The organism is Candidatus Bathyarchaeota archaeon, from assembly GCA_026014735.1.
Classification (GTDB): domain Archaea; phylum Thermoproteota; class Bathyarchaeia; order Bathyarchaeales; family Bathycorpusculaceae; genus Bathycorpusculum.
This window is the reverse complement of the sequence record JAOZHT010000002.1, coordinates 525,079-551,066: the sequence shown is the minus strand read 5'-3', so window position 1 is coordinate 551,066 and position 25,988 is coordinate 525,079. Positions and strand designations below refer to the sequence as shown.

At 52.5% G+C, this 25,988-nt stretch carries 24 protein-coding genes; 17 read left to right on the top strand and 7 right to left on the bottom strand.

The window, feature by feature from the left end; translation table 11 throughout:
- The first annotated feature begins 138 nt into the window (after positions 1-138).
- From NWE93_08660 to NWE93_08645, 4 genes are read left to right on the top strand one after another with little or no spacing between them, the layout of a single operon-like run.
- Entirely contained in the window at positions 139-666 is a 528-nt protein-coding gene (locus tag NWE93_08660) for a GTP-dependent dephospho-CoA kinase family protein (GenBank protein MCW4000299.1), read from the top strand.
- 43 nt (positions 667-709) lie between these two features.
- Complete coding sequence (gene rps24e / locus NWE93_08655; protein ID MCW4000298.1) at positions 710-1,015, top strand: 30S ribosomal protein S24e; 306 nt, start codon at positions 710-712, stop codon at positions 1,013-1,015.
- A complete protein-coding gene (locus NWE93_08650; protein MCW4000297.1) occupies positions 1,015-1,257 on the top strand; it encodes a 30S ribosomal protein S27ae in 243 nt (80 codons plus the stop codon). The genes rps24e and NWE93_08650 overlap by 1 nt, the downstream gene beginning before the upstream one ends.
- Before the next feature lie 44 nt (positions 1,258-1,301).
- On the top strand, positions 1,302-1,733 hold the full coding sequence (locus NWE93_08645; protein ID MCW4000296.1) for a hypothetical protein: 432 nt from the start codon (positions 1,302-1,304) through the stop codon (positions 1,731-1,733).
- Here NWE93_08645 and NWE93_08640 read toward each other — a convergent pair.
- Positions 1,730-3,217, bottom strand: a complete 1,488-nt coding sequence (locus NWE93_08640; protein MCW4000295.1) for a B12-binding domain-containing radical SAM protein — start codon at positions 3,215-3,217, stop codon at positions 1,730-1,732. The genes NWE93_08645 and NWE93_08640 overlap by 4 nt on opposite strands.
- Before the next feature lie 268 nt (positions 3,218-3,485).
- Here NWE93_08640 and serS point away from each other — a divergent pair, with 268 nt between their 5' ends.
- From serS to NWE93_08610, 6 genes are all read left to right on the top strand, one after another.
- The gene (gene serS / locus NWE93_08635) at positions 3,486-4,775 is read left to right on the top strand and encodes a serine--tRNA ligase (protein ID MCW4000294.1); all 1,290 of its coding nucleotides are present in this window, start codon (positions 3,486-3,488) and stop codon (positions 4,773-4,775) included.
- Positions 4,776-4,826: 51 nt separating this feature from the next.
- Complete coding sequence (locus NWE93_08630) at positions 4,827-5,540, top strand: 30S ribosomal protein S3ae (GenBank protein ID MCW4000293.1); 714 nt, start codon at positions 4,827-4,829, stop codon at positions 5,538-5,540.
- A 109-nt stretch (positions 5,541-5,649) separates the two neighbouring features.
- A complete protein-coding gene (gene cofD, locus NWE93_08625; GenBank protein ID MCW4000292.1) occupies positions 5,650-6,579 on the top strand; it encodes a 2-phospho-L-lactate transferase in 930 nt (309 codons plus the stop codon).
- Between the two features lie 373 nt (positions 6,580-6,952).
- Complete coding sequence (locus NWE93_08620) at positions 6,953-7,621, top strand: DUF47 domain-containing protein (protein ID MCW4000291.1); 669 nt, start codon at positions 6,953-6,955, stop codon at positions 7,619-7,621.
- 124 nt (positions 7,622-7,745) lie between these two features.
- Complete coding sequence (locus NWE93_08615) at positions 7,746-10,088, top strand: PQQ-binding-like beta-propeller repeat protein (protein ID MCW4000290.1); 2,343 nt, start codon at positions 7,746-7,748, stop codon at positions 10,086-10,088.
- A gap of 161 nt (positions 10,089-10,249) precedes the next feature.
- Positions 10,250-11,731 (top strand): carboxypeptidase-like regulatory domain-containing protein, encoded by a 1,482-nt coding sequence (locus NWE93_08610; protein MCW4000289.1) that lies wholly within the window; start codon positions 10,250-10,252, stop codon positions 11,729-11,731.
- A gap of 45 nt (positions 11,732-11,776) precedes the next feature.
- Here NWE93_08610 and NWE93_08605 read toward each other — a convergent pair whose 3' ends face one another.
- Positions 11,777-13,228: an asparagine synthetase B gene (locus tag NWE93_08605; protein ID MCW4000288.1), complete on the bottom strand. Its 1,452-nt coding sequence runs from the start codon at positions 13,226-13,228 to the stop codon at positions 11,777-11,779.
- Between the two features lie 55 nt (positions 13,229-13,283).
- The gene (locus NWE93_08600; GenBank protein ID MCW4000287.1) at positions 13,284-13,451 is read right to left on the bottom strand and encodes a hypothetical protein; all 168 of its coding nucleotides are present in this window, start codon (positions 13,449-13,451) and stop codon (positions 13,284-13,286) included.
- A 141-nt stretch (positions 13,452-13,592) separates the two neighbouring features.
- Here NWE93_08600 and NWE93_08595 point away from each other — a divergent pair, with 141 nt between their 5' ends.
- The 3 genes from NWE93_08595 to NWE93_08585 all read left to right on the top strand — a co-directional run bounded on the left by NWE93_08595 (position 13,593) and on the right by NWE93_08585 (position 15,974).
- Positions 13,593-13,736, top strand: a complete 144-nt coding sequence (locus NWE93_08595) for a hypothetical protein (GenBank protein ID MCW4000286.1) — start codon at positions 13,593-13,595, stop codon at positions 13,734-13,736.
- Positions 13,737-13,853: 117 nt separating this feature from the next.
- A complete protein-coding gene (gene purB, locus NWE93_08590) occupies positions 13,854-15,191 on the top strand; it encodes an adenylosuccinate lyase (GenBank protein ID MCW4000285.1) in 1,338 nt (445 codons plus the stop codon).
- A 78-nt stretch (positions 15,192-15,269) separates the two neighbouring features.
- Positions 15,270-15,974: a hypothetical protein gene (locus NWE93_08585; GenBank protein MCW4000284.1), complete on the top strand. Its 705-nt coding sequence runs from the start codon at positions 15,270-15,272 to the stop codon at positions 15,972-15,974.
- Here the strand turns inward: NWE93_08585 and NWE93_08580 are convergent.
- Both NWE93_08580 and NWE93_08575 read right to left on the bottom strand, forming a co-directional pair.
- Complete coding sequence (locus tag NWE93_08580; protein MCW4000283.1) at positions 15,928-18,213, bottom strand: DEAD/DEAH box helicase; 2,286 nt, start codon at positions 18,211-18,213, stop codon at positions 15,928-15,930. The two genes, NWE93_08585 and NWE93_08580, sit on opposite strands and share 47 nt — an antisense overlap.
- Before the next feature lie 152 nt (positions 18,214-18,365).
- Positions 18,366-19,352 carry an ABC transporter substrate-binding protein gene (locus tag NWE93_08575; GenBank protein ID MCW4000282.1) on the bottom strand — a complete coding sequence of 329 codons (987 nt, stop codon included), beginning with the start codon at positions 19,350-19,352 and terminating at the stop codon, positions 18,366-18,368.
- A 564-nt stretch (positions 19,353-19,916) separates the two neighbouring features.
- Here NWE93_08575 and NWE93_08570 point away from each other — a divergent pair.
- The 4 genes from NWE93_08570 to NWE93_08555 are packed head-to-tail and all read left to right on the top strand — an operon-like array spanning position 19,917 to position 23,142.
- Positions 19,917-21,140, top strand: coding sequence for a cysteine desulfurase (locus NWE93_08570; protein ID MCW4000281.1), 1,224 nt, complete (start codon positions 19,917-19,919; stop codon positions 21,138-21,140).
- Between the two features lie 2 nt (positions 21,141-21,142).
- Complete coding sequence (locus tag NWE93_08565; GenBank protein MCW4000280.1) at positions 21,143-21,652, top strand: iron-sulfur cluster assembly scaffold protein; 510 nt, start codon at positions 21,143-21,145, stop codon at positions 21,650-21,652.
- Positions 21,653-22,873, top strand: a complete 1,221-nt coding sequence (locus NWE93_08560; GenBank protein ID MCW4000279.1) for a cysteine desulfurase — start codon at positions 21,653-21,655, stop codon at positions 22,871-22,873.
- Positions 22,873-23,142 carry a hypothetical protein gene (locus NWE93_08555; protein MCW4000278.1) on the top strand — a complete coding sequence of 90 codons (270 nt, stop codon included), beginning with the start codon at positions 22,873-22,875 and terminating at the stop codon, positions 23,140-23,142. The genes NWE93_08560 and NWE93_08555 overlap by 1 nt, the downstream gene beginning before the upstream one ends.
- An 18-nt stretch (positions 23,143-23,160) precedes the next feature.
- On the opposite strand, the gene NWE93_08550 is transcribed toward NWE93_08555, so the two are convergent.
- Together NWE93_08550 and NWE93_08545 are read right to left on the bottom strand one after the other, a co-directional pair.
- The gene (locus tag NWE93_08550; protein MCW4000277.1) at positions 23,161-24,375 is read right to left on the bottom strand and encodes a glycosyltransferase family 4 protein; all 1,215 of its coding nucleotides are present in this window, start codon (positions 24,373-24,375) and stop codon (positions 23,161-23,163) included.
- Positions 24,376-24,461: 86 nt separating this feature from the next.
- A complete protein-coding gene (locus tag NWE93_08545; GenBank protein MCW4000276.1) occupies positions 24,462-25,952 on the bottom strand; it encodes a hypothetical protein in 1,491 nt (496 codons plus the stop codon).
- Between the last annotated feature and the right edge of the window lie 36 nt (positions 25,953-25,988).

Genomic DNA, 25,988 nt, shown 5'->3' with positions numbered 1-25,988 from the left:
CGCATAGGTATCTCCAAGAAGGCTGGTCGGGCGGGCGGAAATTTAAGTTTTTTCGTCAAGAAACTTTGACTAAGAGACTCGTAACAGGGGTTAGCTTCTTAACTGGGCTGCGCTCATCTATTTTGTCAGGTTTAACCGATGAAGGCAGAGTACGTTCTTACTGAGCGGCTGCGGCTGTTTCTTAAGGAGCCCTTCGGAGCATTAATCGAGGGTACCCCAGAGCAGACCATGGCTAAACTTGGTGTGCTTGTAGCCCAGAAGAAGCCGCCGAAACTCGTGTCGGTGGGCGATGTAGTCACCAAAAACCTCCATGAAAGCGGCCTGCATCCCCAGCTCTCCGTGGTCGACTACGTTTCTTTGCGCAATCAAGTTATGCCTAAAGAGGTGCCTGTGGAGAAGACGGTGTATGTGAAGAACCCGCAGGGAACCATAACGGAGGAAGCCCTCGTTGCTGTTAAGTTAGCACTGGAGGGGGATGTGCATACGCATATCGTTGTGGAGGGCGAAGAGGACCTGCTTACGTTGGCGGCGGTGCTATACGCGCCCGAGGGCAGTTTTGTGGTTTATGGGCAGCCCCATGTGGGCATTGTGGTGGTTTCTGCGTCTGCTGAGAAGAAAGAACAGGTTAAAGAGTTCCTAAAAGAGATGAAAGCTTCGAAAAGCTAAATAAGAAGAAGATTGTATGAACTTACGCCTCAAGTGAAGATTAATGCAAATCAAAATTGAATCAACCAAGGATAACCCGCTTCTGAAACGGAAAGAAGTAGGCTTCACAATTATTCAGGGTCCAAAAGAGAAGACACCCGCAAGGTTAGAAGTCAAAAAAGCCGTTGCCGCAGAAATGAAGATCGGCAGCGACGTTGTCTTCGTTAAACGCATGCGCACCAAAACCGGCACCAACATCACCCAAGGAGTCGCCAACGTCTACGAATCCGTCGCTCAAGCCAACATCGTTGAACCCGAATACATACGCAAACGAAACTCTCCAGCTAAACCTAAAGAGGAGACTGCATAATGTCCAAAACACCCGACGCTAAAAAGCCAGATGCAGCAGCAGCCCCAGCAGCCAAAGCCCCGAAAAGCAAGGGCGCAAAGAAAGGTGCTGGAGGCGTCCATGTTATGTACAAGGTTGAAGGCAGCAAGGTTTCACGTGCACGTCCAACCTGCGAGCGCTGTGGCCCCGGCTACTTCATGGCTGACCATCATGACCGCTACACCTGCGGTCACTGTGGCTTTACACGCTACAAGCAGAAATAAGCAGTTTTAAATTCCCCCACTGCACTATTCTTTTTTGACCCATCATGCTTAGAGTAAACGTTGTTATTTCAAGCATCTCAGCTGAGCGCTTCTGGGACATCCATAAGCCTGTTCCGCCCATCCAAATTAACACCAACATCAACGTGGTGGGGATGGAGAGGAAGCCCGATGAATCCCTCGATGTGCCCTTTGTCCTCTCAATCGTCTACAATCCGTCCATAGCGCAGCTTAGCCTCAAAGGCAACGCATACGTCATGGGCGACAAAAACGAACTCGACGGGGTGCTTAAAGATTACGAGCAGAAGAAGCCTCCGGCACCCATTATTATGCAGTCCATATCTAACGTGGTCTTCATAGAATCCGTCTTTATCTCACGCACCCTCAACATACCCCCGCCGATTCCGCTGCCCCAGATTCCGCAGGCAGGTGCAAAGCCGCCCAGCACAAAACCTGAAGGCAGAGATTACAGCCGCTAAAGAAACCCCTTAAATCGCTGAGAAAGGGCATCGACAAGGGTGATTTCCAGTGGGAACCAAAACGCGCGGTGCCGCCATCGGTACTTCTCAATCTTATTTATCAGTGTGTAGGCGGCTTTGAAAACGATGTCCCGTTCATTTATTCTTGCATGGGGATAGAAGGCTATGCGGGTAACCGCGGATATGGTGTGCAGCCGCCTCAGTTGGGATTTGCTGTGCCAGGGCGCGTTGAAACGGAAAACTTCGATGTTGCCCCATTCCTCCAGGGACTGCGGCGCCGTAAACTCCACTAAACCGTCGGTGAGGCTGCTGGGGAAGGGCGTGTAGACGAAGATGCCGTAATGCTGGGTTTTAGGGTTAACCTCCTTAAGTCTATCCATCAAATCAAACGTCTCCGCTAAATCAGCATCGGACTCCTCGGGCAAACCGCTCATCCAAGAAACATAGGGCTCAATCGAGGGGGCAAATCGCCGCAGATTATCCACGGACACCAACATATCCTCGACGGTGACGTCTTTGCAGATTAGCTGCTGAAGACGCTCCGAGCCGGATTCGCCGCCGAAATCAAGCTCCACACAGCCTGACTGCTCTAAAAGCTCCAGAAAACCCCGCGAGTAATTTGCCAAGTAGTCGAATCGGCAGTTACCGCGCCAGTGAACGCCGAGTTGCTGCTTGATGAGTCCCTGACAGATTTCTTGAATGCGAAACTCGTCAACAAAGACGTTGTCGTCGATGGGGTCAATGATTTTTATGTGGGGATAAGCATGTTTTATGTACGCTATTTCTTCAAGTACACGCCGTGAGCTTTTACCCCGCCATTTGTTGTGGTTAAACTTGGTGTTGTAGCAGAATCCGCAGCGATGGGGGCAGCCGCGGCTGGTTTGGATGTGGAATCGGCCTGCCCGAAAAGATGGGTACCGCTCCAACTCAAGCAGGTTATAGGGCAAGTCGACGGGTATCTCGTCGAGGTCAACGAGTTTGCCGGGGTGGTTACTCTGGATTACCCCGTTGACTTTGTAGGTGACGCCGGCCACCTCATCGAGGGACCTCTTCTCTGAGAGGGCGTTGGCGAGATCCCCGATGGTTAAGTCGGCTTCTCCGCGGACCACCACGTCCACGAGGTCGCTGGCGGCTGTTTGCTCGGGCAGAAGAGTAGGATGCACGCCGCCCCAGACCAGGGGAACAGAGGAGTCCTGCTTACGTACGTGCTCGGCGAATTTGAGGGCGTACTTGATTTGGGCTCCGCTCATGGCGCTTATGCCTACAAACACGGGGGTGCCTACGTTGAGGCGTCGGTAATCGTTTAGGCGCATGTCAAAGAGGCGCACCGCGAAGCCCTCTTTCTGGAGCGCGGATGCCAGATAGAGCAGGGCGAGGGGAACCTGCGGGTCAGGGGCATGGTATTTGCCGGGGTAAACCAGTAGCACCTCGCCTTTGCAGTCCATGCCGCCGACGGAAAAAGACAGACAGGTCTCTGAACTCAACAAAAACCCAAAAGCTCCAATAGAAGTTAAGTAAAGAAGCATTATTAACCATTACTAAACCGCAAAGCCACATAACAAAAAACAGGGTGCCCCGAGCCATTGCAGAGTTGCTATATATAAGGGGGTATAGAAGCGGGTGAGCAGCAGACGCCCCAGCTATGTCGCTATAAATAGAGGGGGATAGGCTGCGGGGAGAAGCAGAGCCTTAGGGGTATGGTAAAGTTAAATATCACATCGACCTGTTAGAGAATCATTCAGTGTGACCCCCATGTTAGACATCAAGCTTATCCGGGAAAACCCAGAGCTGGTAAAAGCGAACTTGGCAAAACGCAACGACCCAAAATGCCTCCTGATGCTCGACGAACTAATCAGCCTCGACCGTGCCTGGCGGCAAAACAACACCAAACTAAACGATTTACGCCACAGCCGCAAGCAATGCACCATCGAAGTCGCTAAACTAAAAAAGGCAGGCAAAGAAGCTGATGCCCAAGTTGCCCGGGCACAGGAAATAGATGTGGAAGTCACCGCGCTGGAGAAGCAGGTGTCTGAGCAGGAAGCTAAAATCCGCGATTACCTCCTGAACCTGCCTAACCTGCTGGATGATTCGGTGCCAATCGGAGTGGACTCAAACGATAACGTCACCGTTAAAACATGGGGTAACCCGCCAGAATTCTCTTTCCCCGTCAAAAACCATATTGACCTTGCGTTGGCGCTGGGACAAATCGATATGGAGCGAGCGGGTAAAGTTAGCGGCGCAAGATTCTTTTACCTCAAAAACGAAGTCGCGATGCTTGATATGGCGTTGATGAGTTTTGCCATCGAGGAACTTGACAAACGCGGCTACACACCCATCGTGCCGCCTTACCTGCTAAACCATGACGCCTACGAGGGTGTAACTGCGCTTGCAGACTTCGTCGATGTCCTCTACAAGGTGGAAGGCGAAGACCTCTACCTGATCGCGACATCTGAGCATCCGATGGCAGCAATGTACATGAACGAAACCCTCAAGCAAACCGACTTACCCATCAAGCTCGCAGGAGCCAGCACCTGTTTCCGCAAGGAAGCCGGCGCACACGGCAAAGACACACGCGGCATCTTCCGAACCCACCAATTCAACAAAATCGAGCAGTTCATCTTCTGCGCTCCAGAGGACTCTACTAAACTCCATGAGGAACTGCTGGAAAACGCTGAAGTCCTGCTGCAGAAACTCGGCTTAGCCTACCGTGTGGTCAATGTCTGCACAGGCGACATCGGCACCGTAGCAGCCAAAAAATACGACATAGAAGCCTGGATGCCCGCGCAGAACGGCTACCGCGAAGTGGTGTCCTGCAGCAACTGCACCGACTACCAAGCCCGTCGCCTCGGTGTACGTTACCGAGAAAAAGAAGGAGCGGCGCCCAAGGGCTTTGTGCATACTCTAAACTCCACTGCCATCGCCACGGGCAGAACCATTGTGGCGTTGCTGGAGAACAATCAAAACGAGGATGGAACCATAAACGTGCCTGAGGTTCTGCGTAAATACATGGGCGGTAGAGAGAAAATTTGCAGAAAACGCTAAAAGTTTTAATATGGCTTTGAGAATGTTCTGAGGCGTCTTGGAGAAATTAGCTTGTCTTCCAAAACTAAATCAGCAAAGCATATTCGCGATAAGTGGCGCTCTAAAACCTGGTACATGGTAGTTGCGCCCTCGTTCTTCGGTAACATAGAGTTAGGTTCCATTCCATCTCAGGAAGAGCAGATGTTAATCGGCAGAGTCGTCGAAGCCACACTTTACGATATAACAGGCGACTTCTCGCATCACTACCTGAAAATGTTCTTCCAAATCAACCGTATAGACGCCAAAACCGCTCACACTCTCTTTAAGGGACATGAATACTCACGTGACTACCTAAGAAGCCTCGTCCGCAGACGAACCACCAAAGTCGACGGATTATTCAACCTCGTAACAAAAGACGGCTTCAAACTCCGCATATCCGTCTCAGCGCTTACGCTTTCCCGCATAAAGACCTCACAGGAAAAAATCATCCGTGACATGATGCAGAAGATCATCAAAGACAAAGCCGCAGCATTAACCCTTGACCAATTTGTCCAAGAGATGGTTCTAGGCAAAATCGCCTCAGACATCTACAACCAAGCAAAACTCGTCGCACCCCTACGCCACGTCGGCATACGCAAATCCAAACTCATCGCACCCCCCGCAGTTCTGCCCCCTGAAGGCCCCGTTACAAACCTAGGCGCCGCACCAGAAGAAGAGGACGAAGAAGAAGAGCCCGAGCCAGAATCACCCGAAGAAGCAGAAGAAGCTGCTGCCCCAACAGAATAAACACCTTTCTTTTCTCTTTCCCTTTTACCGTAAACAGTTTTAGGCACAACCACCCAAGTTACCCTTGGTGCCCTATGGCAGCACAAAACCCCCTCTTGGAGAATTCAATGTGATTGTAGCGTTAGCTGGAGGCGTGGGTGCAGCACGGTTTCTAACTGGGCTGGCACGTTGCGTAGCCGAGGAGGAATTGGTGGTTATCGTTAACACCGGCGATGACATTGACCTGTTTGGTCTGCATATTTCCCCTGACGTAGACATAGTCACCTACACGCTAGCCGGCATCGTGGATGAAGCCAAGGGCTGGGGAATCAAAGATGACAGCTTCCACTGCTTAGACATGATGCGGCAGCATGGCGCAGACGCATGGTTTAACTTAGGCGACAGAGACCTAGCCACACATATTCTTCGTACACAGCAGCTCAGGCAGGGCAAAACACTCACAGAGGTCACTGACCAAATCCGCCGTGCCTTAAACGTGAAAGCCACCGTTCTCCCCATGAGCAACAATCCCTTCCAAACCTACATAACCACGCCAAGGGGCACGATGCATTTCGAGGAATACTTTGTAAAGCATCAATGCAGAGAGGACGTTTTAGGCGTAGAATTTAGGGGTGCCTCCGATGCTGAGCCAGCGCCAGGTGTCTTGGAAGCGATTTCGGACGCTGAGCTTGTTGTGGTTTGCCCAAGCAACCCCATCGTAAGCATCGGCACAATACTCTCGGTGGCTGGAGTTAGACAGGCGCTGCGGCAAACTGATGCGAAGGTTGCGGCGGTTAGTCCCATCGTGGCGGGTTCCCCCCTTAAGGGTCCGGCGGATAAGATGATGCGGTGTTTCGGTTTGGAGGTTTCCGCTTTTGGTGTGGCGCAGTATTACTCAGATTTCTTGGATGCCATCGTGATTGACAGGCAAGACTCTGCCCTCAAGGGGTGCATTGAGGCACTGGGGGTTTATGTTGCAGTGGAGAATACGGTGATGAAGAGTTTATCGGATAAGGTTTTGTTGGCGCAGGCGGTTCTGGCGGCTAAGGCTAAGCTATAGAATATCGGTGTCTCTATAGATTATGTGGGCAGTCTAAATAGGGTAGGTAGGCAACAATTCTACTTGTATCGCCATGCAATCAAAGAAGCCTAAAAAGCAGCGTGCAAAAGTTGATTCAGCATGGTATTTTATCCATGTTTAAGCATATTCGAGGGGAAAATGTTGAAGCAGGAAATAGATGAGAATAAACAAGCCAACGCATTAGACTCTGATCTGCTTGATTGGATCTTAGCCATCGATGCAGGTTTAGCCTAAGGTTACGCCTTTAGAAGCCCTTTTTTGTAGGCTGTAGCCTTGGCTTTCTATGCGGTTTTTAGATAAGGGTTATATCTCCAATTTGAAATATTGGTTGTATATCTTGGAGATGTCGTCTGTGGAAAGAAAAAGTTACGATTGGTTTGAGCAACGCCGAAGAACCCGCGGTTTAGAACTTGCACATGACCAGATAACAAAGGCGTTTGATACGGTAACCTGGCTTCAGAAGGCAACCAAAAGCTTCTCTGAGAAAAACATGAAGGATGCCAAAAAGTACGTCGAAAACCTCTACAAAGCCGAAGAAGAGGTTGATACTCTACGCACCGACGTGTTTATGGAGCTTTCAAAGGGTGCAGCTTTGGTTGCGGATTACCGCGAGGACCTTCTGCACTTAGTCAAGCGACTCGACACATTGGCTGACCACACAAAGGATGCTGCGCGTTGCCTTGAGATGCTGCTTGGCTCAGACATTCCATCGGAGCTGACGGATAAAACCGTTATCATGACCTCCAAGCTGGTTGATACTGCTCAGACTCTGCGTAACAGCATCGAGAAAATCTCCTCTGCGCCCAACGAGGCGATACGTGAAGCAAAGAAAGTGGGTGAAATCGAGCATGCCATTGACGAAGAGTATCTTAGAGCCAAAAGCCTCTTTGTGAAGTATGGTGCAGAAATCAACTGCGGCGCCCTGGTTATCTTTGATGATTTAATCGAGTTCATCGAGCAGGCAGCGGACATGTGTGCGGACACAGCTGACTACATACTGGTGCTCTCCAGCAGAGAGTAACCTGCTATCTCTTTTACCTTTATTTTCTCTTAATTTCCTTGAGGTTTTTAATAGGAACCGCTTCGGCGGGGTTGGGTAGCTTTAATATATTCTCGGTTCCATGCACTTAGCGTAAGGTCTGCAGATGAGCAAACGCCTCTGGCTGCTAATCAGCCTCCTTGTACTGGTTCTTCTCCAAAGCTGCCTCAGCCTCAACTCCGCAGTCTGCAGCGTAAACGGAGGGTGGCCGATGTTTCGTCATGACCCAGCCCACAGCGGTGCCGCCTCTAATGTCACCTTGGAAAATAACCCCCAGTTGCTCTGGAACTTCACCGCCAACGCCGCCGTCACCTCCTCCCCCGCAGTCAGCGACGGCTACGTCTGCTTTGGCTCCAAAGACTACAACATATACTGCCTAAACGCAACGTCTGGGCAGCCTGTTTGGAACTTCACCACCTGCGCGGAGGTTGATTCGTCACCCGCCATTTGGGGCGGCTTTGTCTTTGTGGGTTCAGGTGACGGCTGGCTTTACTGCCTAAACCTTGCCTCTGGGGTGCCATTGTGGGCGTCGGTGGTTGAGGGAAAAGTGCAGTCTTCCCCCGCGGTCGCCGATGGAGCAGTCTATGTGGGCTCGGGCAAGCATGAATTTTTCTGCTTCAACGCCACCGATGGTTCATTGCTCTGGAAGCATCCGCTGCCCGCCAGAGTATACTCTTCCCCCGTGGTCGCCGACGGCGTGGTTTACTTTGCCGCCGACAACTACTTTGTGTATGCCCTCAACGCCACAACTGGAGCCGAGTTATGGAGCAGCCATACCGGCAGCCAAACCGACTCGCCCTGCCTTTTAGGCGGCGTCGTTTACACGGGTTCCTACGACGGATACATCTGTGCCCTCAACGCGTCAAGCGGCGAAGCCATCTGGAGATACCTCACCGGCGGCTGCGTGGTTTCTTCGCCTGCAGCTGCATCTGGCTGCGTGTATGCGGGGTCAGACGACAACTTCCTGTACTGTCTGGATGCTGCAGAGGGGACGCTGGTTTGGCGGGCGCCGACGGGTTTCTGGGTTAGGTCTTCGCCGGCAATCGTGGATGGCAGGGTGTATGTGGGCTCGCAGGATTACTATCTCTATTGCCTTGATGCCCAAAGCGGCGCAGTGCTATGGAGGTTTGAGACCGGCAGCTATGTGGATTCTTCCCCCGCCTGCGCCGATGGCGTCCTCTACGTGGGCTCCGCTGATGGGCACCTCTATGCTTTGCGTCTTGGAGGTTCCGCGCAGACTCTGCCTACACAGGCATCTGTGAATTGGTCAACGGTGCTCTTTGACGCCGTCTTCTTGGCTGTGGCGGCGGCGTTTGCTTACCTTGCAGTGGGCGCTTATAGGGGGCAAAGGCAGGTTTCCTCGGCTGGTGACGCTAAAAGGGATAGCTGGATTACTCGGCACCTCGACGCTGCTTGCGTCGTTGCGATTTTGGCGTTTTCCACTGTTTTCTACCTGAACCTGTCCAGTGGGCACCTTTGGGCAGCGGATGAGCAGACCTATGTGCAGTGGGCGTTTCATATGTACCGAAGCGGCGACTACATCACGCCCTGGGCGTCGGGAACCGTGGCGCTGTGGATTGGCAAGCCGCCGCTTTTCATGTGGCTGCTCTCGCTGTCGTTTCAGGTGTTTGGCGCAACCAACTTTGCAGCCCGATTCTGGAGCCCCATATTTGCGGGGTTAGCGATGGTTGCCGTTTATTTTTTGGGCAAAACCCTCTACAATCGCGCATCTGGATTTGCCTCCGCGCTGGTGCTGGGCACCTTTAGCACCTTCTTCTGTTTTGCGCGGCTAGCCATGACCGATATGGCTTTTCTGTTCTTTGTTCTCTCCAGCCTCACCTTCGCAGTTAAACACCAGAAAACCCCGAGCAGCCGCTACATCCTCCTATGCGGCGTGTTTTTTGGGTTGGCGCTGATGACTAAGCAGGTGGTGGCGTTTGCGGTGCCGCTGCTGATTCTCCTCTACCTGTTGGCAACCAAAAAGAGCATCAAGCTCCTCTTTAGCAGGCAGTATGCGCTGCGGTTTTGGGGTGTGGCGATGCTGATTTTTCTGCCCTGGCCACTCTACATGACAGCGGTTTACGGAGGGGGTTTTTTGGATTGGTTTTTTGTTTTCTCTGATTTTTCGCGTGCAGCAGGTGCGCTTGAGGGCCATGCTGGCGGCTTGTTTTACTATTTTAGCTACCTGTGGGGCGCCGAGTGGTGGTGGATGCTTCTGCTGCCCTTTGCTGTGGGTCTTGCATTGTTCAGGGGGGTTTTTCGGCGTTCCCAAAGCGACCTGTTTGTTTTAGGCTGGATGCTTCTTGTGCTATCTGTATTTAGCCTCATACAGACCAAGCTTGAATGGTATATCCTGCCGGTTTTCCCCGCCTTTGCATTATCGATCGGCAGCCTACTCTATCAGCTGGGGCAATTAGCCCACTCAAAGCGGCGCAAAAGGGCAGCCTAGCCACGTTTGCTTTCCATAGAGTCTATCTAATCTATTTTAGCGAGGGAGCGGCGAGGTCTGTTGCGTGCACCTCTCTACCCCCCCTCTATATATAGTCTAGATTGCCGTTGAACTCGACGAGTGCTTTCCAAAGTTGACTATGCGTCTGTGGAGCGTTGGCGGTGGCATCTAAAACCTTATATGGCTGCGCAGCCTTAGGCAAATTCGGCGGAAATATGAAAAAATCGCATTCATCAGGCCTGTTTTTGTTAATTTCAAGCATGTTGGCTGCTTCAATGTTTATGGTGCCTCTGTCTGGTCAGGCAACCTATAGCTTCAGCGGGTACGTTCTGGATTCAAACGGCCATGGCGTGGCGGGAGCCTACGTTAACTTTAACGGTGTAATCCCAACCGCCCAAACTAACAGCCAGGGCTACTACGTTACCTCTGCCCCCGCAGGCAGCTACCAGATGTATGTGTGGCCGCCCTTCGACTCAAACTACATCAACTACGATGAATCAGGAGTGCAGGTGTCCTCGAATCTGGTGAAGAATGTAACTCTTCAGACGGGCTACAAAATCTCGGGCTACGTCATTAACGCCTCAGGATCACCGATGGTGGGGGCTTCAGTTCTCTTCAAGACCGCAGGCAGAGTCTACGGTTCAGGATGGTTCACAAACAGCTTAGGCTACTACTACATAAACGTCCCCGAGGGAACCTACACCATTGATGCCCACCCCCAAACAGCCTACAACCCCAGCTATAATGGTCCCTGCACCCCCTTCACCACCTATTACGAGTACAGCTTCGCAGTTAACAGCAACCTTAACAAGAACATAACCGTAAGCACCGCCCAGCCGACACCCGCCCCAACAGCCCCGCCTACAAGCGCACCCACAACCAATCCAACCCAAAACCCCACCCCCACTCCAACTCCAAAGCCAATTTTGCCCTCAACCACGTTGTCCATATCCACAGAAGCCTCCTCCTACCAGGTGGGCTCAACCTTAACCGTTAAAGGAAACCTGACGAGTCAAAGCGAAACCCCCTTCAGCGGCGAAACCGTGGTTCTTTCTTCCTCGCTGGACGGCGGCGAAACATGGTTACCTGTCGGCTCAGGCAAAACAGACGCATCGGGGCAGTACAGTATCCAGTGGCTAATTCAGGCTTCAGGCACCTTCAGCTTAAAGGCGGAGTGGGCTGGAAACAACGCTTACAGCGGCTCAAACGCCATAACGGCAGTGTCCTTTTTGCCCTACAGCGATCAAGCAGTGTTTTTTGTGGAAAGCAACAGCACCATAACCGAGCTTAAATTCGACAGCCAAAACCGCATCTTAAGCTTCAACGTCACCGGCGAGTCAGGCACAAAGGGCCAAACGCAGGTTACGGTGGCTAAAACCCTTGTCGCGGACGGCGCGGACTTTGCGGTTGCTTTAGATGGGAAAGAAATGGTTTACTCCGTTACCTCCTCATCTGACTACTGGATTCTGGAGTTCACGTATAGCCACAGCACCCATCAGGTCACCGTAAACACGGTGTCGCAGGCAAGAATAGTGACTGGCGTCGACGACGGCAGCTTCATCCTAGGCGTCGTGTTGGCGGCTGTTGTTGCGGCGTTAATCGCGGGCGCTCTGGTTTTCAAGCGAAGAACCAGAAAAGCATAGCTGCAGGTTGCCCAGCTGCCGCTTCTGGCATGGGTACCCGCAGAGTTAGACGCCGCTTTTTGTTCTCTCAAACAGCCCAGCAACGTAATCGCCGACGGTTTTATCCTGCAGCTTAGCAATGCGCTTCACTGCGTCGTTGATGCCTGTGGAGTACTGCACGGCTTTTTTGGGCTTAACCACTATGAGGCTGGGGACACCGGCGTTCTGGGCGGCTTTTCGCAGCACCAGCTTACGCAGCGTGTCGGCTTTGGCTTCGATTTTGCATTCCACCGGCAACCCCAACGCAAACTCCGCCAACTCGTAGCATGCAAAGGGCAACCTCAGCTCCACATCGAAGGAACCAGTGATTTTTAGGTCGCGTTCAAGGTTGCTTTGGTGAATGTTGATGACGTCGCCAAACATGGTTCGGGCAACCTTCTCTGCGCCTCCGCTGCAGTGCTCATTGACGTAGCGTTGGTAGCCGCCGAAGAGTTCATCTGCGCCCTGCCCAGCCAACACCGCACGGTACTTGGCTTCTGCGGCTTTCTGGGCGGTCCAGTAGAAGGGCACGCCTATGGCTGCTTTAACGGGGTCAGCTTCCTCGATGAGCTCCACCACATGGGGCAAGGCGGCTTCCACATCGGAGTCTTTGAAGAGATGCACCGACATGGGCAAATCCAGCGCCTCCGCGGCTTGGATGGCTTCCTCGGTTTCAGGCTGATTCTCCAAACTCACATGCAAAAGCTGCACCTTCACGCCCAGCTTCTTAGCCAAAAACGCCACGAGACTGCTGTCTAGGCCCCCTGAAAACGCCACTGCCGCCTTCTCCAGCCCTGCCACGCGGCGCCGCAGCGATTCGGTGAGGAGTGTCAGCAACTGGTCGGCTGCCTCATCGAGGCTAACTTGTCGGGGCGGGTTGTAGCTGAGGGTTCGCACTGGCTTGAATTTGAAGCCGTCTTTGTCGGCAAAGCCCAATGTGCCCGGCGGAAAACTCTGCGGTTCCTCTATGCCCAGCTGCCACAGCGCCGTTTTGTTGGTGGCGTATGCGGCTACGTCGCGGTTTTCGCCATAGTAGAGGGGTTGTACGCCGATGGGGTCGCGTCCCGCCGCTATCCAGCCCTCGCGTAGCATCCAGAATGCGTAGTCGCCGTCGGCTTGCTCGATGAGGGTTTGCAGGCTGGCTTCGCAGTGGCTGGGGGTTTTGCCGAGTTGCTCGGTTAGGGCGGTTTTGGAGAGGGGCTTGTAGATTCTGCCCTCAAACGCGGCTGCGGTGTCGCCTAACTGCTGGAACTCGTAGTTGCTGGAGACGGCGGGGCGGCTGCTGATGTAGCCCAGCATCGCGGAGGTCTCCAGTCCCTGGCGGTTGATGATGCCGAGGGGTTTCTCAAGCACGCACCGTTTGGGCGTGACGACGCCGAAATGCGACACCTGCCCAGCATCAAAGCTCTGAAGAGCATCCAAAACCCGGGTGACCACGCTGTCCCCATTCTTATCCAACACTGCAACTGTAACTTTCATCTCTGAGAACCTCTGTACATGTTTTAGTAGTGGTGCGCTGGACTTATTTTTATTGCTAAAACTCGGCGTTAGTTGAGCTTCCTCGAAAGTAGAAAACGTAGTGTTCGCTGCTGTTGGTGTTTCTTGAGAATCCTGTGAAGCCTTCTTTTAGGAAGAATTTTTTGAATATCTGTTTTTTCACGGATTCTTTTAGGTTTGTGACGTCGATGGTAATGATAGCCATGGTATCCTACTGTTAGTCACCGCTTATAAGCTTATATCACCCTTTGTATACATCTATGCCACAAATGCGCATCATTTACATTTAAAAAGTACCCTACATTAACCACTAAAATTAAAAGGAACATGTGTAAATTAAACATACATGTCACGAATCCGCCGCTCGATCACCATAGATAAGGACCTCCTAGACTGGATTAACGAACAAATCAAATGCAAGCGATTCAAAGACGTAAGCCACGCCTTCGAATACGCAGTCTACAAGCTCAGAACAGAAGAGGAAAAATAAAGAAACCAAAATTCAAACTAACCCCCCATAAATGTTCCCTCAACAATCAAAAGCGTTTTCTTAACTGGCAAAACATTAATCTTTAATCGACAATACCTTCCCTTGAGGAATCACAGCTTGCCTATCTTACCAATAGACACTGGGCGTTACGGTACGCCTGAAATGCTAAAAATCTTCGATGAGCAAACCCGCGTGCAGAAACTTTTGGATGTCGAAGCCGCCCTTGCTTTGGCACACGCAGAAGTCGGCAACATCCCCAAAGCGGACGCGGAACAAATCGCTTCTAAGGCATCCACCGAATACGTTAAGGTGGAGCGTGTTAAAGCCATCGAGCGGGAAATCAAGCATGACATCGCCTCGCTGGTGCGTGCGCTCTCGGAGCAGTGCGGCTCAAGCGGCGCCTATGTGCATCTTGGCGCAACCAGCTACGACATCGTGGACACCGCCAACGCGTTGCAGCTTAAAGACGCCATAGCCGTCCTCGAAGACCGCCTCGCCGCCTTCAAGCTTATCCTCAAAAAGCAGGCGGCCCAGCACAGCGGCACAGTCATGATTGGCAGAACCCACGGCCAACACGCCTTGCCCATCACGCTGGGCTTCAAGTTCGCGGTTTGGGGCTACGAAGTTAACCGGCACCTGCAGCGCCTCGACGAATGCAAAAAACGCGTGGTAGCAGGCAAAGTTAGCGGCGCCGTGGGCACGCAGGCGGGGCTAGGCGAGCACGCCGCGGAAATCCAAGCTTTGGTTATGAAGCGTCTGGGTATCGCAGCCGCGGAGATTTCCACGCAGATCGTGCAGCGGGACCGCTACGCCGAACTCATCTCCATCTACGCCATGGTGGCTTCTTCGCTGGAGAATTTCGCCACCGAAATCCGCGAGTTGCAGCGCCCCGAAATCGGTGAGGTCTTCGAATCCTTCGAGAAAGAAAAGCAGGTGGGCAGCAGCACGATGCCGCACAAGCAGAACCCCGAGACCTGCGAGCGCGTCTGCGGATTGGCGCGGATTGTGCGGAGCCTCTCGGTGCCGGCGTTGGAGGATATGGTGACTTGGCATGAACGCGACCTAACCCAGTCCTCGGCGGAACGCTTCATATTGCCCGAATCCTCCATACTGCTCGACTACATATTGAGCCTCATGTGCAACATCGTTGCGAACCTGCGTGTCGACAAGGAGCGCATGCTCGTGAATATGTCGGCGACACAGGGACGCGCCATGTCGGAGTCAGTGATGATGGCGCTGGTTAAAGTGGGAGTGAACCGACAGGAAGCCCATGAGATGCTCCGCCAACTCACCATCAGAAGCGCCCTCGACGACAAACCCTTCCGGCAAGTGCTCATCGAGGACAAACTCGTCGGCAGCAAACTGTCGGAGAAAGAAATCGACGCGGCGCTGGACCCCAAAAACTACCTCGGCACAGCCGTTGCCCAAGCTAAACGCTTCGCCGCAGCTAGCTAAGGCGGCTTCTCTTCCTTTTTTGGGCTGTCACGTTTGGTATGAGAAAATTCTATTAGTATATAGCTTGAATACAATCTCATGGATTATTTAGATGAGTTAAAGCTGGAAGAATACAGAAACCTACAGGAGGAACATAGACGTAACAGAAGCTACATTTTCGATAGACCAATCCTCATTTTGGGTGTGGTTTCAGTTGTTCTGCAATACTTTTTAGGCTCAACATTAAGTGGTTTCCTGGCTGCTTCAGTTATTTTCATTTTGACTTTTAATATGTGGTTCATAGCTAACCGCTTGAGAAGCGATGGCAGAATCGTTGCGTATATTCTCTTGGTGCATGAGGGCGAGTATAATAGCAAATGGTTCGGTTGGGAGAGTACACTTAGAATTTACCGCCAATGGAAAAAGCGCCATTCAAAGCTAAAAGACGCCAACCAATTGATAGCGAAGAAATTAGAGCCAGAAAACATCCCTGACGCCAATGCATTCTATCCAGCTATTCGTCTTCTACATATTTTTCTAGTATCCTTAATGGTTATTATCAGCATAGTCATTTGGTACACTAATCAAACAGCCCTCGCAGCGGTACAGTTAGCAACTATATCCGCGGCAACATGTCTTTTCAGCTACTACGTTGGATGGCCGCTTCGCCCCGCAAAAATCCGATCCAACATAGAGGAATACAGAGCAATGTTACTCTGCGTATTCGACGAATTTTACACAGAAAAAACTAAAATAACTAAAAATCAAACAGTCCTTTCTGCTGCGCTTCCTGAGGCGCCTTAGCGGCGCTTTGCAGGCTTTCCCACTCGTCTTTTTTGATGTAGCCGCCGACTTGCTCCTTGATTTTCTTTGCCAAACGCGGCCCCACCGATGGCAGCGCCGTTAATTCCTCAACCGAGGCGCGCCTCAGATCCTCGATGGTTTGGAAGCCCGAGTTATAGATGATTCTGCCGCGGACTCTGCCCACGCCCTCAAGTGCCACAATCGGCATCAGCTCCCGCTTAATGCCCTTGCCTACCCGCTCCACCAGTTCAAGGCTTAGGGCAGTGACCTCCCGGTTTTTGGCAACTACAGGCGAGAGCTCCTCGGTGGCATGCAGCAGCCACTTCGCGTTCTCGATGATGCGGTAGAGGTCGCCGGGCTGCACGCTGAAGCGCTCCATCAGCTTGTCCTCGGGCAGCTCCTCTATCCAGTTGTTGAGGACCATGGCGGTTTTGACTTCGCCGAGGAATTCTGCGTAGCCGATGTAGTCGGCCTGCTCGGGGGGCTCCACGAAGAGTTCGTCTCGGTGGCCTTCGAGTTCAACGGAGAGTTTATCGACTTCCCGCTGGTACGGCCGCATGATGGGCCCCATATCAGGGGTATGCGCGATAAGCTGGAGCAGACTGAACTCGGTTAGCATTGGCGGCTTAGTCTGCAACGCATCACGGATAATCACGCCGGACAGCGGGTCGATGTAGAGTTCGCTTATGCGGCGGCCAAAACTGGTTGCGCGGATGTCATCGCTGCCCACCACATATATCATTTCTTGGTCGTGGAGGAACTTGAGGATTTTTCGGATAACCGCCTCGATGGCTTTCACGTCATACTGGTAGGCATAGAAGGTTTTGCCGAAGAACTCATAGATGCCCCGCTCGGTATGCGCATAATCTGAGGCGACGGTGGCGAGCACGTGGGTGCGGATGATTTTCTCCACGGCGAGCCGCGACCAGATGCGTTCGGGCTTGGCGAGTACGTAGCTTTCCATGAGGTAGTCGGCTTCGTCGGCGGTTTTGGCGATAAGCACCGATTCCCCGAATTTGTCGTATTTAGGCCGCCCCGCCCGACCCGCCATCTGCTTATAGTCCAAAACGGGGATGGGATAGTTGCCAAGGCCTGCTTCGAAGCGGCGGTAATCCTGAATAATCACGGTACGCGCGGGTAAATTTACGCCCCATGCCAGCGTCGGAGTCGCCGTTAAAACCTTGATTTTGCGTTCTTTGAAGGCGTCCTCGATGATTTTGCGGTGAGCCCCCGACAGCCCAGCATGGTGATAAGCCACGCCGCATCGCACCAACTCAGCGAGTTCATCACTCATCTGGGTATGCTCGCCTGCCTCCAGTATCTTGTGTGCCTCCTTCTCGAGGGCGCCTTTGGTTTGCTCTTCAAGGCTTTTTTTAACCAGTTTGCTGCCGCTTTTAGGCACCAGCACCTTGTCCATGTGGCTGGCGACGGTTTTGGCGGCGGAAACCGCGTTTTTGCGGGTGGACGCGAAAATCAGCGCTTGCCCCCCGCCCCGCAGCGTGCTGAGGACCATGTTGATGACGGTGAAGCGGGTTTCCTGCTCGATCCGCCTTGATTCCCCGTCGCGGTACTGGATTTCATCCTGCAGAATCACGCCTTCCTTAAGGTTAATGGGCCGCCAAGTCGTGACGATGTGCTTAGCCGACAGCCACCCCGCAATCTCATCCACGTTATTGATGGTGGCGGATAGGGCGAGGATTTGGATGTGGGGGTTGCATTGCATCAGCCTTGCCAGCACGATTTCCAGTGTTGGTCCGCGGTCGGCTTCGTTAAGCAAGTGCACTTCGTCGGCGACTACGGCGCTGATGCTCTCCATCCACTTGGCGCGGTGTCGGAGCAGCGAGTCAGCTTTCTCGTTGGTGGTGACGATTACGTCGTAGCGGGCAAGCCAGTTGTCGGCGGTGTCGAAGTCGCCTGTGCTGATTCCGACAGAAACGTTTCTGCCGTCGGGTTTAGTGATGCCCGTGTACTTCTGGAACTCCTCAAACTTCTCGCTTGCAAGCGCACGCAGCGGAGAGAGATAGATGACTTTGCCGCCGCCCTCCAGTACATGCTTCATCGCGCAGAGCTCCGCTATGAGCGTCTTGCCCGAGGCGGTGGGGCTGGCAAGCACGATGTTTTGCCCCTCGAGCACTCCTGCCCGTATACAGTCCTCCTGAGGCGGAAACAACTCGCAAATCCCCTGCGAGTCGAGGACATCTTTGACGGATTGGGGCACGGATAACTCTGCAATCTTCAACTGGTATCGACCTATAAATGTCTGTGCTGCTACTATGGGTTTGTGTGGGTTATTAGAGTTTTTAGTTTTCAAAGCATCTTTTGCGGGTAAACTTTTGGTAGAAGAACCGTAGGGTTGGTTAAAAAAAGAGGGGGAAAGTAGGCATTGAAGGCTTAGGGGTACAGGTAAACGCTTGAAACGGTGGAGCCGTAGTACTTCTGAACCATCTCTGAATGCACTGCCGCTGGATCTATGTCGGTGAACAAGTCGGGGTGGAACCATTTTGCAAAGTAAAGCAGCCCAATAACGTCTCTCTCAACAAGCAAGGTGCTTTTGATGACGTAAACGTTGTTGTTTTTAACTGCGTTTAGGTTACTCATCCCTGTCCTACTTGTGACGCTACTGTAGAGGTTTTGGAAGGCACTGTATGTTTCTCCGGAAGTAACGTCTAGCATGCGGATGACGTAGTCGGGGTTTTTCTCCATCACAAACTCGCTGCTTAACTGGGGGCTAGATACTGAAGCGTTTTCCCCCAGATTTATGCCGCCTGCGGTTTCAATGAGTAAAGTGTAGGAGCCTCCGGGGCCGGTGCTAAACCATGGCATATACCATTCAAAGCACACCAGGGGCTTTTGGCTCCGCGGCAGATTCGCCACGCGTTGCTCAACTAGGTTCCAGTAGTACTGTTCGTAGCTGATGATTTCGCTAGCTCTAGCCTCTTTGCTCAGGATTAAACCCAGATTAGTAAAGTACTCGTTGCGTCGGGTGCCCGTTGAGGTATCTTCAATCACCGCTATGCCTGCGTCTTCGAACCGTTTTCTGTTTTCATCAGTTAATCTTTGGCTTGCAAGAATCAAATCAGGCTTCAACTCCAAGATAACCTCGATGTTAGGCGAGGTGTCTTTGTCACCGACAGCGGGTAAATTCAGAATCCAAGAGGGCAAAACATCTTTAACATCCGTAGTTAACATCCCAGCTATCCCCACGATTTTGCTTCCTGCACCCAGGGCATATACGATTTCAACGGAAGTCAAGCAGACAATCCGGTTTACTGGACGCTGCACGGTAACTTTTGCTCCGTTGGCATCTACTACCGTGACGGGGCCAGTGGGTTCAGGGGTTGTAATCGGCAGCGGATTAGACGCAGTTGTTGACGACAAAGACGTGGCAGACGGCGTTGCCGTGGATGTTGTAGGCGTGGTCGGCGTGGGTGGATTTGTTGTGGGTGAGGTTGTTGGTTGCGCTGTTGGGGTTGCAGTTTGGTTCGATGAAGGGGCGGATAAAAGTGAGAGGGCTCCGAAGGCGGATCCGCAGATTACTACGATAAGTACCGTCGAGACCAGGATGATGCTGTTTCGTTTCAGAGGGCGGTGCCTCCGGTGCGTCGCCTGTTTAGGCGGGTATTTTTGTTGTTTAGTGATGTGTTTCTGTGCGGCGGTAAGGGTGTTGGCTTATTTTGCATTTTTATTACCTGAATAGGTTGGATAATCCAACCATATAAACTCTAGTTTAAAAAAAGTTAAACACAGGTTGAATAAACGGAAATTGAGCTCTACTTCACGTTGGGCAATCACGCCAACCTGACAGATAAGACAGAAACAGGTGCAACTGGTTTCTTCCCCTAAAAACGCTTAAGCGCTGTTTTTCAGCTACATTTTTCTATTAGATGTGGCATTACCAACTGTGACGAGTTATCTATCCACAAACTTATGGTAGGATACTGTATGGTTGAAAACGTAAGAGAGTTACTCAAACTCCATGAAGGCATCCAACGCGAAGTTTACCTAGACAACGAAAACAGCAGCCAAGTGCCAGCGGAAGTCATCGACGCCATGGCGCCCTACTGGAACCAGAAAGCCTACGGCAACCCCACCTTAACCCATAAACCCGGCTGGGAAGCCTTTGAAACCGTCATGGGCTGCTTCACCAAAATCAGCCGCTTCATGGGCGCAAAAAACCCCGAGGAACTCACCTTCACACCAAGCGAAACCGAAGCCAACAACCTCGCCATCCAAGCCGCCTGCTTCGCAAAAAAAGCCAAAGGCAAAAAAATAGTCATATCTGAAATCGAACCCATTAACGTGCTGCAGGTCGCCGAATTGATGGGTAAATTCGGCTTCTCAACAACCAAAATCCCAGTGGACCACGAGGGCTTTGTCAACCTTGAAAAACTCAAAGCGGCAGTTGACAAAGAAACCATCCTTGTCAGCATATCCGCTGTCAACAACGAAGTCGGCACCATCCAGCCCATCAAAGAAGCCGTCGACATCGCTAAAAGCCAAAACCCCGATGTGCTCTTCCACACCGACGCCTCCGACGCCTTCGCCAGAATTCCCTTCAGTGTCCAGCGCCTCGGCGTAGACATGGCATCTGCAAGCAGCTATAAAATCCAGGGTCCCCGCGGAGTCGGCGCATTCTACCTTAAAGAAGGCGTCAGCCTCGAACGTATCCTGGAGGGGCCCATCGGCACCCAGAAACTGTGGCCCGGCATAGAGAATACACCGTTGATTGTGGGCTTCACCAAAGCCACCGAGCTTGCCTTCACAGACTTCGATGCCACCGTTGCCAAAATGCGTAGCCTCCGCGACAAACTCGTAGACGGCATCTTCGCTGAACTCACCGATCTGCGCTTTAACGGTCCCAGGGGCGAGAAACGCAGCCCAGACAACGCCAACATAAGCATCCTGCGTGCGGAGGGCGAAGCCTTAACCATCGAGCTGAGCCTCAAGGGCGTCTATGTGTCCAGTGGAAGCGCCTGTAGCCGCCGTCTCTTGCAGCCCAGCCACGTGCTCATCGCTATCGGCCGCATCTTCGAGGAAGCGCATGGCAGCATACTGATGAAGGTTACCCGCAGCCACACAGAAGACGATATATCTTACGTTCTAGACGTTCTACCTACAGCAGTTAATCGTATCAGAGGGATAGTTGGCTCGACAGGAGTGCACTAAACATGTCACGTATACCCTTACCCTACAACCCCAAAGTCATGGATCTATTCCGTAACCCCAAAAACCTAGGCAAAATGGAAGACGCCACCGTCGTCGCAGTCGCAGGTAACCCTGCATGCGGAGACATGATAACCTTCTACCTGAAAATCAACGAGCAAACCCAAGTTATCGAGAAAGCCCAGTTTGAAAGTTACGGATGTGCCGCCAACATCGCCACCAGCAGCATAGTTACCGAAATGATAAAGGGCTTAACGCTGGAGAAAGCCTGGATTGACATCACCTGGAAAAAAGTCACTGAGGAAATCGGCGGCTTGCCCAGCGTGAAGTTCCACTGCGGCGTCCTCGCCGTCGGCGCCCTCAAACGTGCCATCCGCCAGTACTTCACCCAGAAGGGTGCAGAGCTACCAAGCTGGCTGTCTAAAGAGCACACTTACGAGGAGAAACAGGCGCTTGAAGAAGAGGAACTAGCCAAGACGCTTTCTAAGAGGCAGAAACCTGAGGCAGAAAAGTAAGTGGACAGCCAAGCCCTCCGCCGAGACTTCCCCATTCTGGAGAAGAAAATCAACGGCTACCCCCTCATCTACTTCGATAACGCAGCAACCACCCAGAAACCCCGCCAAGTCATAGATGCCATCGTAGAATACTACAGCAGCCACAACGCTAACGTCCACCGCGGCATCCATAAACTCTCCACGGAGGCAACCGATCTCTACGAGCAAGCCCGAGAGCAAACAGCCACCTTCATCAACGCCAAATCAACCAGCGAAGTCGTGTTTGTCCGCGGCACAACCGAAGCCATCAACCTCGTCGCGCACTCATTAGGCTGCAGCACGCTGACCGAAGGCGACGAAGTGCTGGTTTCGCTTATGGAGCATCACAGCGACATCGTGCCCTGGGAAATCCTCGCTCGATGCCGCGGCTTCAAAATCAAATACGCCAACGTCTTTGAGGATGGCACACTCGATTACGGGGACTTCGAAGCCAAAATCACCAAGAACACCCGCATCTGCTGCCTAAGCCAAGTCAGCAACGTCACAGGTGTCATAAACGACGTGAAACGTGTAACCAAAGCTGCCCACGACAACGGCTCTTTGATGCTGGTGGACGGCGCCCAATCCGTGCCGCATATGCCCGTGGACGTGCAGGATATCGGCATGGATTTCTTGGCGTTTTCGGGGCATAAGATGCTGGCGCCCACAGGCATCGGCGTCCTTTATGGCAGAAAGGAGCAACTGGAGAAGATGACGCCTTTCCAGGGCGGAGGCGAAATGATCAAAGAGGTCTCAGTCCAAGGGGGCCAATGCAGCATAGCATGGAATGATGTGCCCTACAAATTCGAGGCAGGGACCCCTAACATTTCAGGCGCCATCGGCCTGGGCGCTGCGGTTAGGTACCTGAAGAACTTGGGCATGGAGAACGTGTTTTGCCACGAAAAAGAACTCACCAAATATGCTTACAGTAAACTCAGCGGCTTAGAGAAAGTTACCCTCTATGGCCCCACGGACTCCAAGAAATGCGGCATCATACCCTTCGGGCTCAAAGGCTTCAGCTCGCATGAGACAGCCGCGTTCTTCGACGAATACGGCGTTGCCCTACGCAGCGGCTACCACTGCGCCCAGCCCCTGCATGAAATCTTCAAGCTGAGCTCCTCCGCGCGGGCAAGCTTCTACCTCTACAACACCCGCCAAGAAGTGGATCGCTTCGTAGAAATCATAGGGGAGCTCGATAAGTAATGTCCACTGTCGCCGACTACGTGTCCCGCCTCGAAGGCACCTGCGGCGCAGACCAGGACGTAATCGTGAACTTCAAGTTCGAAAAAAAAGACGAGGTTATCGCGGTTATCCTCAAAAAAGCCACGTTGAAGAACTCGTTGGCAGGAATCATTTTCGAGTTAACTTTTGAGGGCGTCTCCTTTAGGCTCTACACCAGCGGCAAAGCCATATTCCGGGGCTTCCCCAGCAAAGCAGCTTTGATGGATTTTTTGGCTAAGTTGCTGCTTTAACGGCCCGGCATCTTGGCTTTAGGGGTTGGCTTGCAGGATTTTTTCTAAATTATCTGTAGCCCGCTCCCAAGTGAACTGTGCAATGTATTTGTTTCCGGCTTGCGCCATCCTTGCCCGCCGCTCGGCATCTTCCAACAGCGCCGAGATGTTAGCGGCTAACGCTTCAGGGTTTCGGGGCGGAGAAACCAGCACGGTTTTGTCTGCGACTGCATAATCGGTTACTCCCCCCACGTTGGTTGCCACAACCGCGCAGCCGCATGCCATCGCCTCCATCGGGGGCAACTGCGAGCCCTCCACCCAGCTGGGAATAACGTAGATGCCTGCCTGATTGTAGAGGTGCCGTAATTCGTCATCTGAAACCCTGCCGTACCCTGTGATCCAATCGGGTAAATCGGCGTCGGCGGGGTTGCCATGCACGCCGAACTCCGCTTCAGGATGACGCTGCCTCGCCATCGCCAACGCTTTAAGCCCATCTTGGGTGCCTTTCCATTTTGCGGGTCGCCAAGGCATCAACACCCGCTTGCCAAAACGGGGGGTGTCTTCTAAGTGGAAGGTTTCAAAGTTGGTGCCGTTAGGTATTGGTCCATTGGCGGCTTCACCGAATTTAGCCTCAACTAATTCTTTAAGCCAGCTGGAAATCACGATTTTGTTGAGGGGTAACTTGTATGTGGCATCGACTCTCTCTTTGAAGTCTCTTAGCTTAGGGTTATCTAAGGCGACGTCATGCATGGCTAGGCACAGCTTGTCGGGGTCAGATTCAAGGGCTTCGGCCTCGGCCCATGCTTCCTCGCTGTCCCAGACCGGCCAGATCTCGTAGTTCTGGATAAAATAATATTTCTTGCCTTTATGCTGGTTGAGTTTACTGACAAGGTAAGCTGTTTCCCATGCAGTCGCCAGCACCACGTCGGCGTCGGGGATGAACCGCTGTGACAGCCAACTTAAGCTGGGGCTGGTGGATGGGATAGTGACGAGGCGCGCTTTGACGTCAAACCAGCCGACTTTCTTGCCGCTTTTCAGGTTCAGCTTTAGCCAGCGGGCTTGACCTTTAAGCCAACGCAGTTGATTCTTCAGGTTGCTTAATTGCAGTTTGGGTCTTGGCACATAAGGCGTCAAAGGGTAAACGATGGTCACTTGGTGTCCCCTTTGGGTTAGGTGGTTAGCGTATTCGTAGACAACCCTGATGCCTCCCACCATGCCTGCGCCTTTCTCTTGTAGTATAAAGGTGATTTTCATTTAACTCACTTAGGATTGCTTACGCTTGCCAACTGTGCCATCCACTGAGCTATTTGTTTTTGTGCTAATCAAGATTTCCCCGCGGGCTATCGGTGTTTTCTTAGGGCAAGCTTCACGGTGGCTTTGGTTCGGCTTACCCAGTTTACCGCGGGCAGAAGCGGATATTTGACGGCGTCGGGCAAGGCATCTTTGAGTTCCTGATGCAGCCCCAGCTTAATTGCCCATCTGCCTTTGGAGGTGAGGGGGATGTAGTAGCGGGCGACGGGGTACTTGACAAAGCCGTTGCTTTCCTTGAACTTGTCGAGGGACGGATGGTTGCCGATGCGCCCATACATAAGCCACCGCTCCCCCTTCGAGGCGCAGACTTCGACGGCTTTGGCGAGGAGCGCGTTGTTGACGGATTTATCCCAGTGCTTCTGCATCGAGAGGATGTTGGAGAGTATGGCTAACTCGTCGCCGTGCAGAATCTGAATAAACCCTGCTAACTCGTCGCCAAGGTAGGCCACGATGAAAGTGGATTTCTTCTCAGCGTACATGTTCCCAGCCACGGTCTCCAACGATTCGCCGTAGTGGGGGAAAGCGCGGCCCTGCCGAATCGGGGTCTCATGGTAGATGTGGTAGATGCCTTCTGCGAGGCGGTCGCTTGGCGGTGCCACATCGACTTTTATGCCTTCTTTTTCTGCTTTACGCACCATGTTGCGGGTTTTCTTGCCGATTTGGTTCCACCAGCTCTGGTAATCCGCTATCTCCAGCAAGCCGATGTTATCTTCAACTTTCACCCAATCCGCGGGGGGGTTGGGGATGGGGCAGCACCATTTGCGTTCGATAAAGGTAAAGATGTCAAAGCCCCGCAGCCGCAGTTTATCGAGGAAGGTGTCGGTGGGCAAGATTTTTTTGTGGTACTCCCGGAAATCTCGGGCTATGCGTACGTTGAGCGTTTTGCGGGTGCTGATGGTTTCTAAGTCGCCATCTACCTCCAGCGCTGTTTTTAGTGTATCGTAGTAGGGGCCTCGCTGGGTTTTTTTTGTCTGGGCAAAAAGCCAGTCTGGATGAATCGATATTACCACGCCTTCCTCAACCCAGATGTTGATGTCGGATAGGGTTTTTTCGTAGCCGTGGAGGTAGCGTTCCCGGTCAAGGCTCATAGTTGGGACTTCATGGAGTGATTTAAGGGGGAAATCCTTTGGAATGCTGGGTTGGGCTTGGCTGAGTTTACGTCCCCACAGCAGCCGGTTGAGTTTTCCTGCGGTTCCATGCATCGTGTAGGTTTGGATTTTGCGGTTGGTTTTCTCTTCCAGCGTATGCCACTCAGCAACTGCGTGGGTTGCCACGTGAAGCGCGACTTCATGCCGCCGTGGGTCCAGCAGAGAAAGCATGTTTTGGTCGGGGATGGTGTAGGGCGTAAAGAACCAGTAAGCGAAAACCTGCTTGGGGGACTGGTTAATCATCTGTGCAACGATGCGTGCGTTCCTCAGGTAATCGCTGCCCCCTGGGCTTTTCCTACGCAGGGCTATGTAGAGGAAGCTCTTTGCCCTTGAGGTGTAGGGGTAGTCAACGTCGATTCTTAGCTTTATCATGCGTGTTCAGTTGTCACCTATGAGGGCAACTTTTGG

What these genes read in the sequence shown, in the direction of transcription:
- NWE93_08660 (MCW4000299.1), top strand. Translation starts at nt 139, where the DNA reads ATGAAGGCAGAGTACGTTCTTACTGAGCGGCTGCGGCTGTTTCTTAAG.
- rps24e (MCW4000298.1), top strand. Translation starts at nt 710, where the DNA reads ATGCAAATCAAAATTGAATCAACCAAGGATAACCCGCTTCTGAAACGG.
- NWE93_08650 (MCW4000297.1), top strand. Translation starts at nt 1,015, where the DNA reads ATGTCCAAAACACCCGACGCTAAAAAGCCAGATGCAGCAGCAGCCCCA.
- NWE93_08645 (MCW4000296.1), top strand. Translation starts at nt 1,302, where the DNA reads ATGCTTAGAGTAAACGTTGTTATTTCAAGCATCTCAGCTGAGCGCTTC.
- serS (MCW4000294.1), top strand. Translation starts at nt 3,486, where the DNA reads ATGTTAGACATCAAGCTTATCCGGGAAAACCCAGAGCTGGTAAAAGCG.
- NWE93_08615 (MCW4000290.1), top strand. Translation starts at nt 7,746, where the DNA reads ATGAGCAAACGCCTCTGGCTGCTAATCAGCCTCCTTGTACTGGTTCTT.
- NWE93_08605 (MCW4000288.1), bottom strand. Translation starts at nt 13,228, where the DNA reads ATGAAAGTTACAGTTGCAGTGTTGGATAAGAATGGGGACAGCGTGGTC.
- NWE93_08600 (MCW4000287.1), bottom strand. Translation starts at nt 13,451, where the DNA reads ATGGCTATCATTACCATCGACGTCACAAACCTAAAAGAATCCGTGAAA.
- NWE93_08595 (MCW4000286.1), top strand. Translation starts at nt 13,593, where the DNA reads ATGTCACGAATCCGCCGCTCGATCACCATAGATAAGGACCTCCTAGAC.
- NWE93_08585 (MCW4000284.1), top strand. Translation starts at nt 15,270, where the DNA reads ATGGATTATTTAGATGAGTTAAAGCTGGAAGAATACAGAAACCTACAG.
- NWE93_08570 (MCW4000281.1), top strand. Translation starts at nt 19,917, where the DNA reads ATGGTTGAAAACGTAAGAGAGTTACTCAAACTCCATGAAGGCATCCAA.
- NWE93_08565 (MCW4000280.1), top strand. Translation starts at nt 21,143, where the DNA reads ATGTCACGTATACCCTTACCCTACAACCCCAAAGTCATGGATCTATTC.
- NWE93_08555 (MCW4000278.1), top strand. Translation starts at nt 22,873, where the DNA reads ATGTCCACTGTCGCCGACTACGTGTCCCGCCTCGAAGGCACCTGCGGC.
- NWE93_08550 (MCW4000277.1), bottom strand. Translation starts at nt 24,375, where the DNA reads ATGAAAATCACCTTTATACTACAAGAGAAAGGCGCAGGCATGGTGGGA.
- NWE93_08545 (MCW4000276.1), bottom strand. Translation starts at nt 25,952, where the DNA reads ATGATAAAGCTAAGAATCGACGTTGACTACCCCTACACCTCAAGGGCA.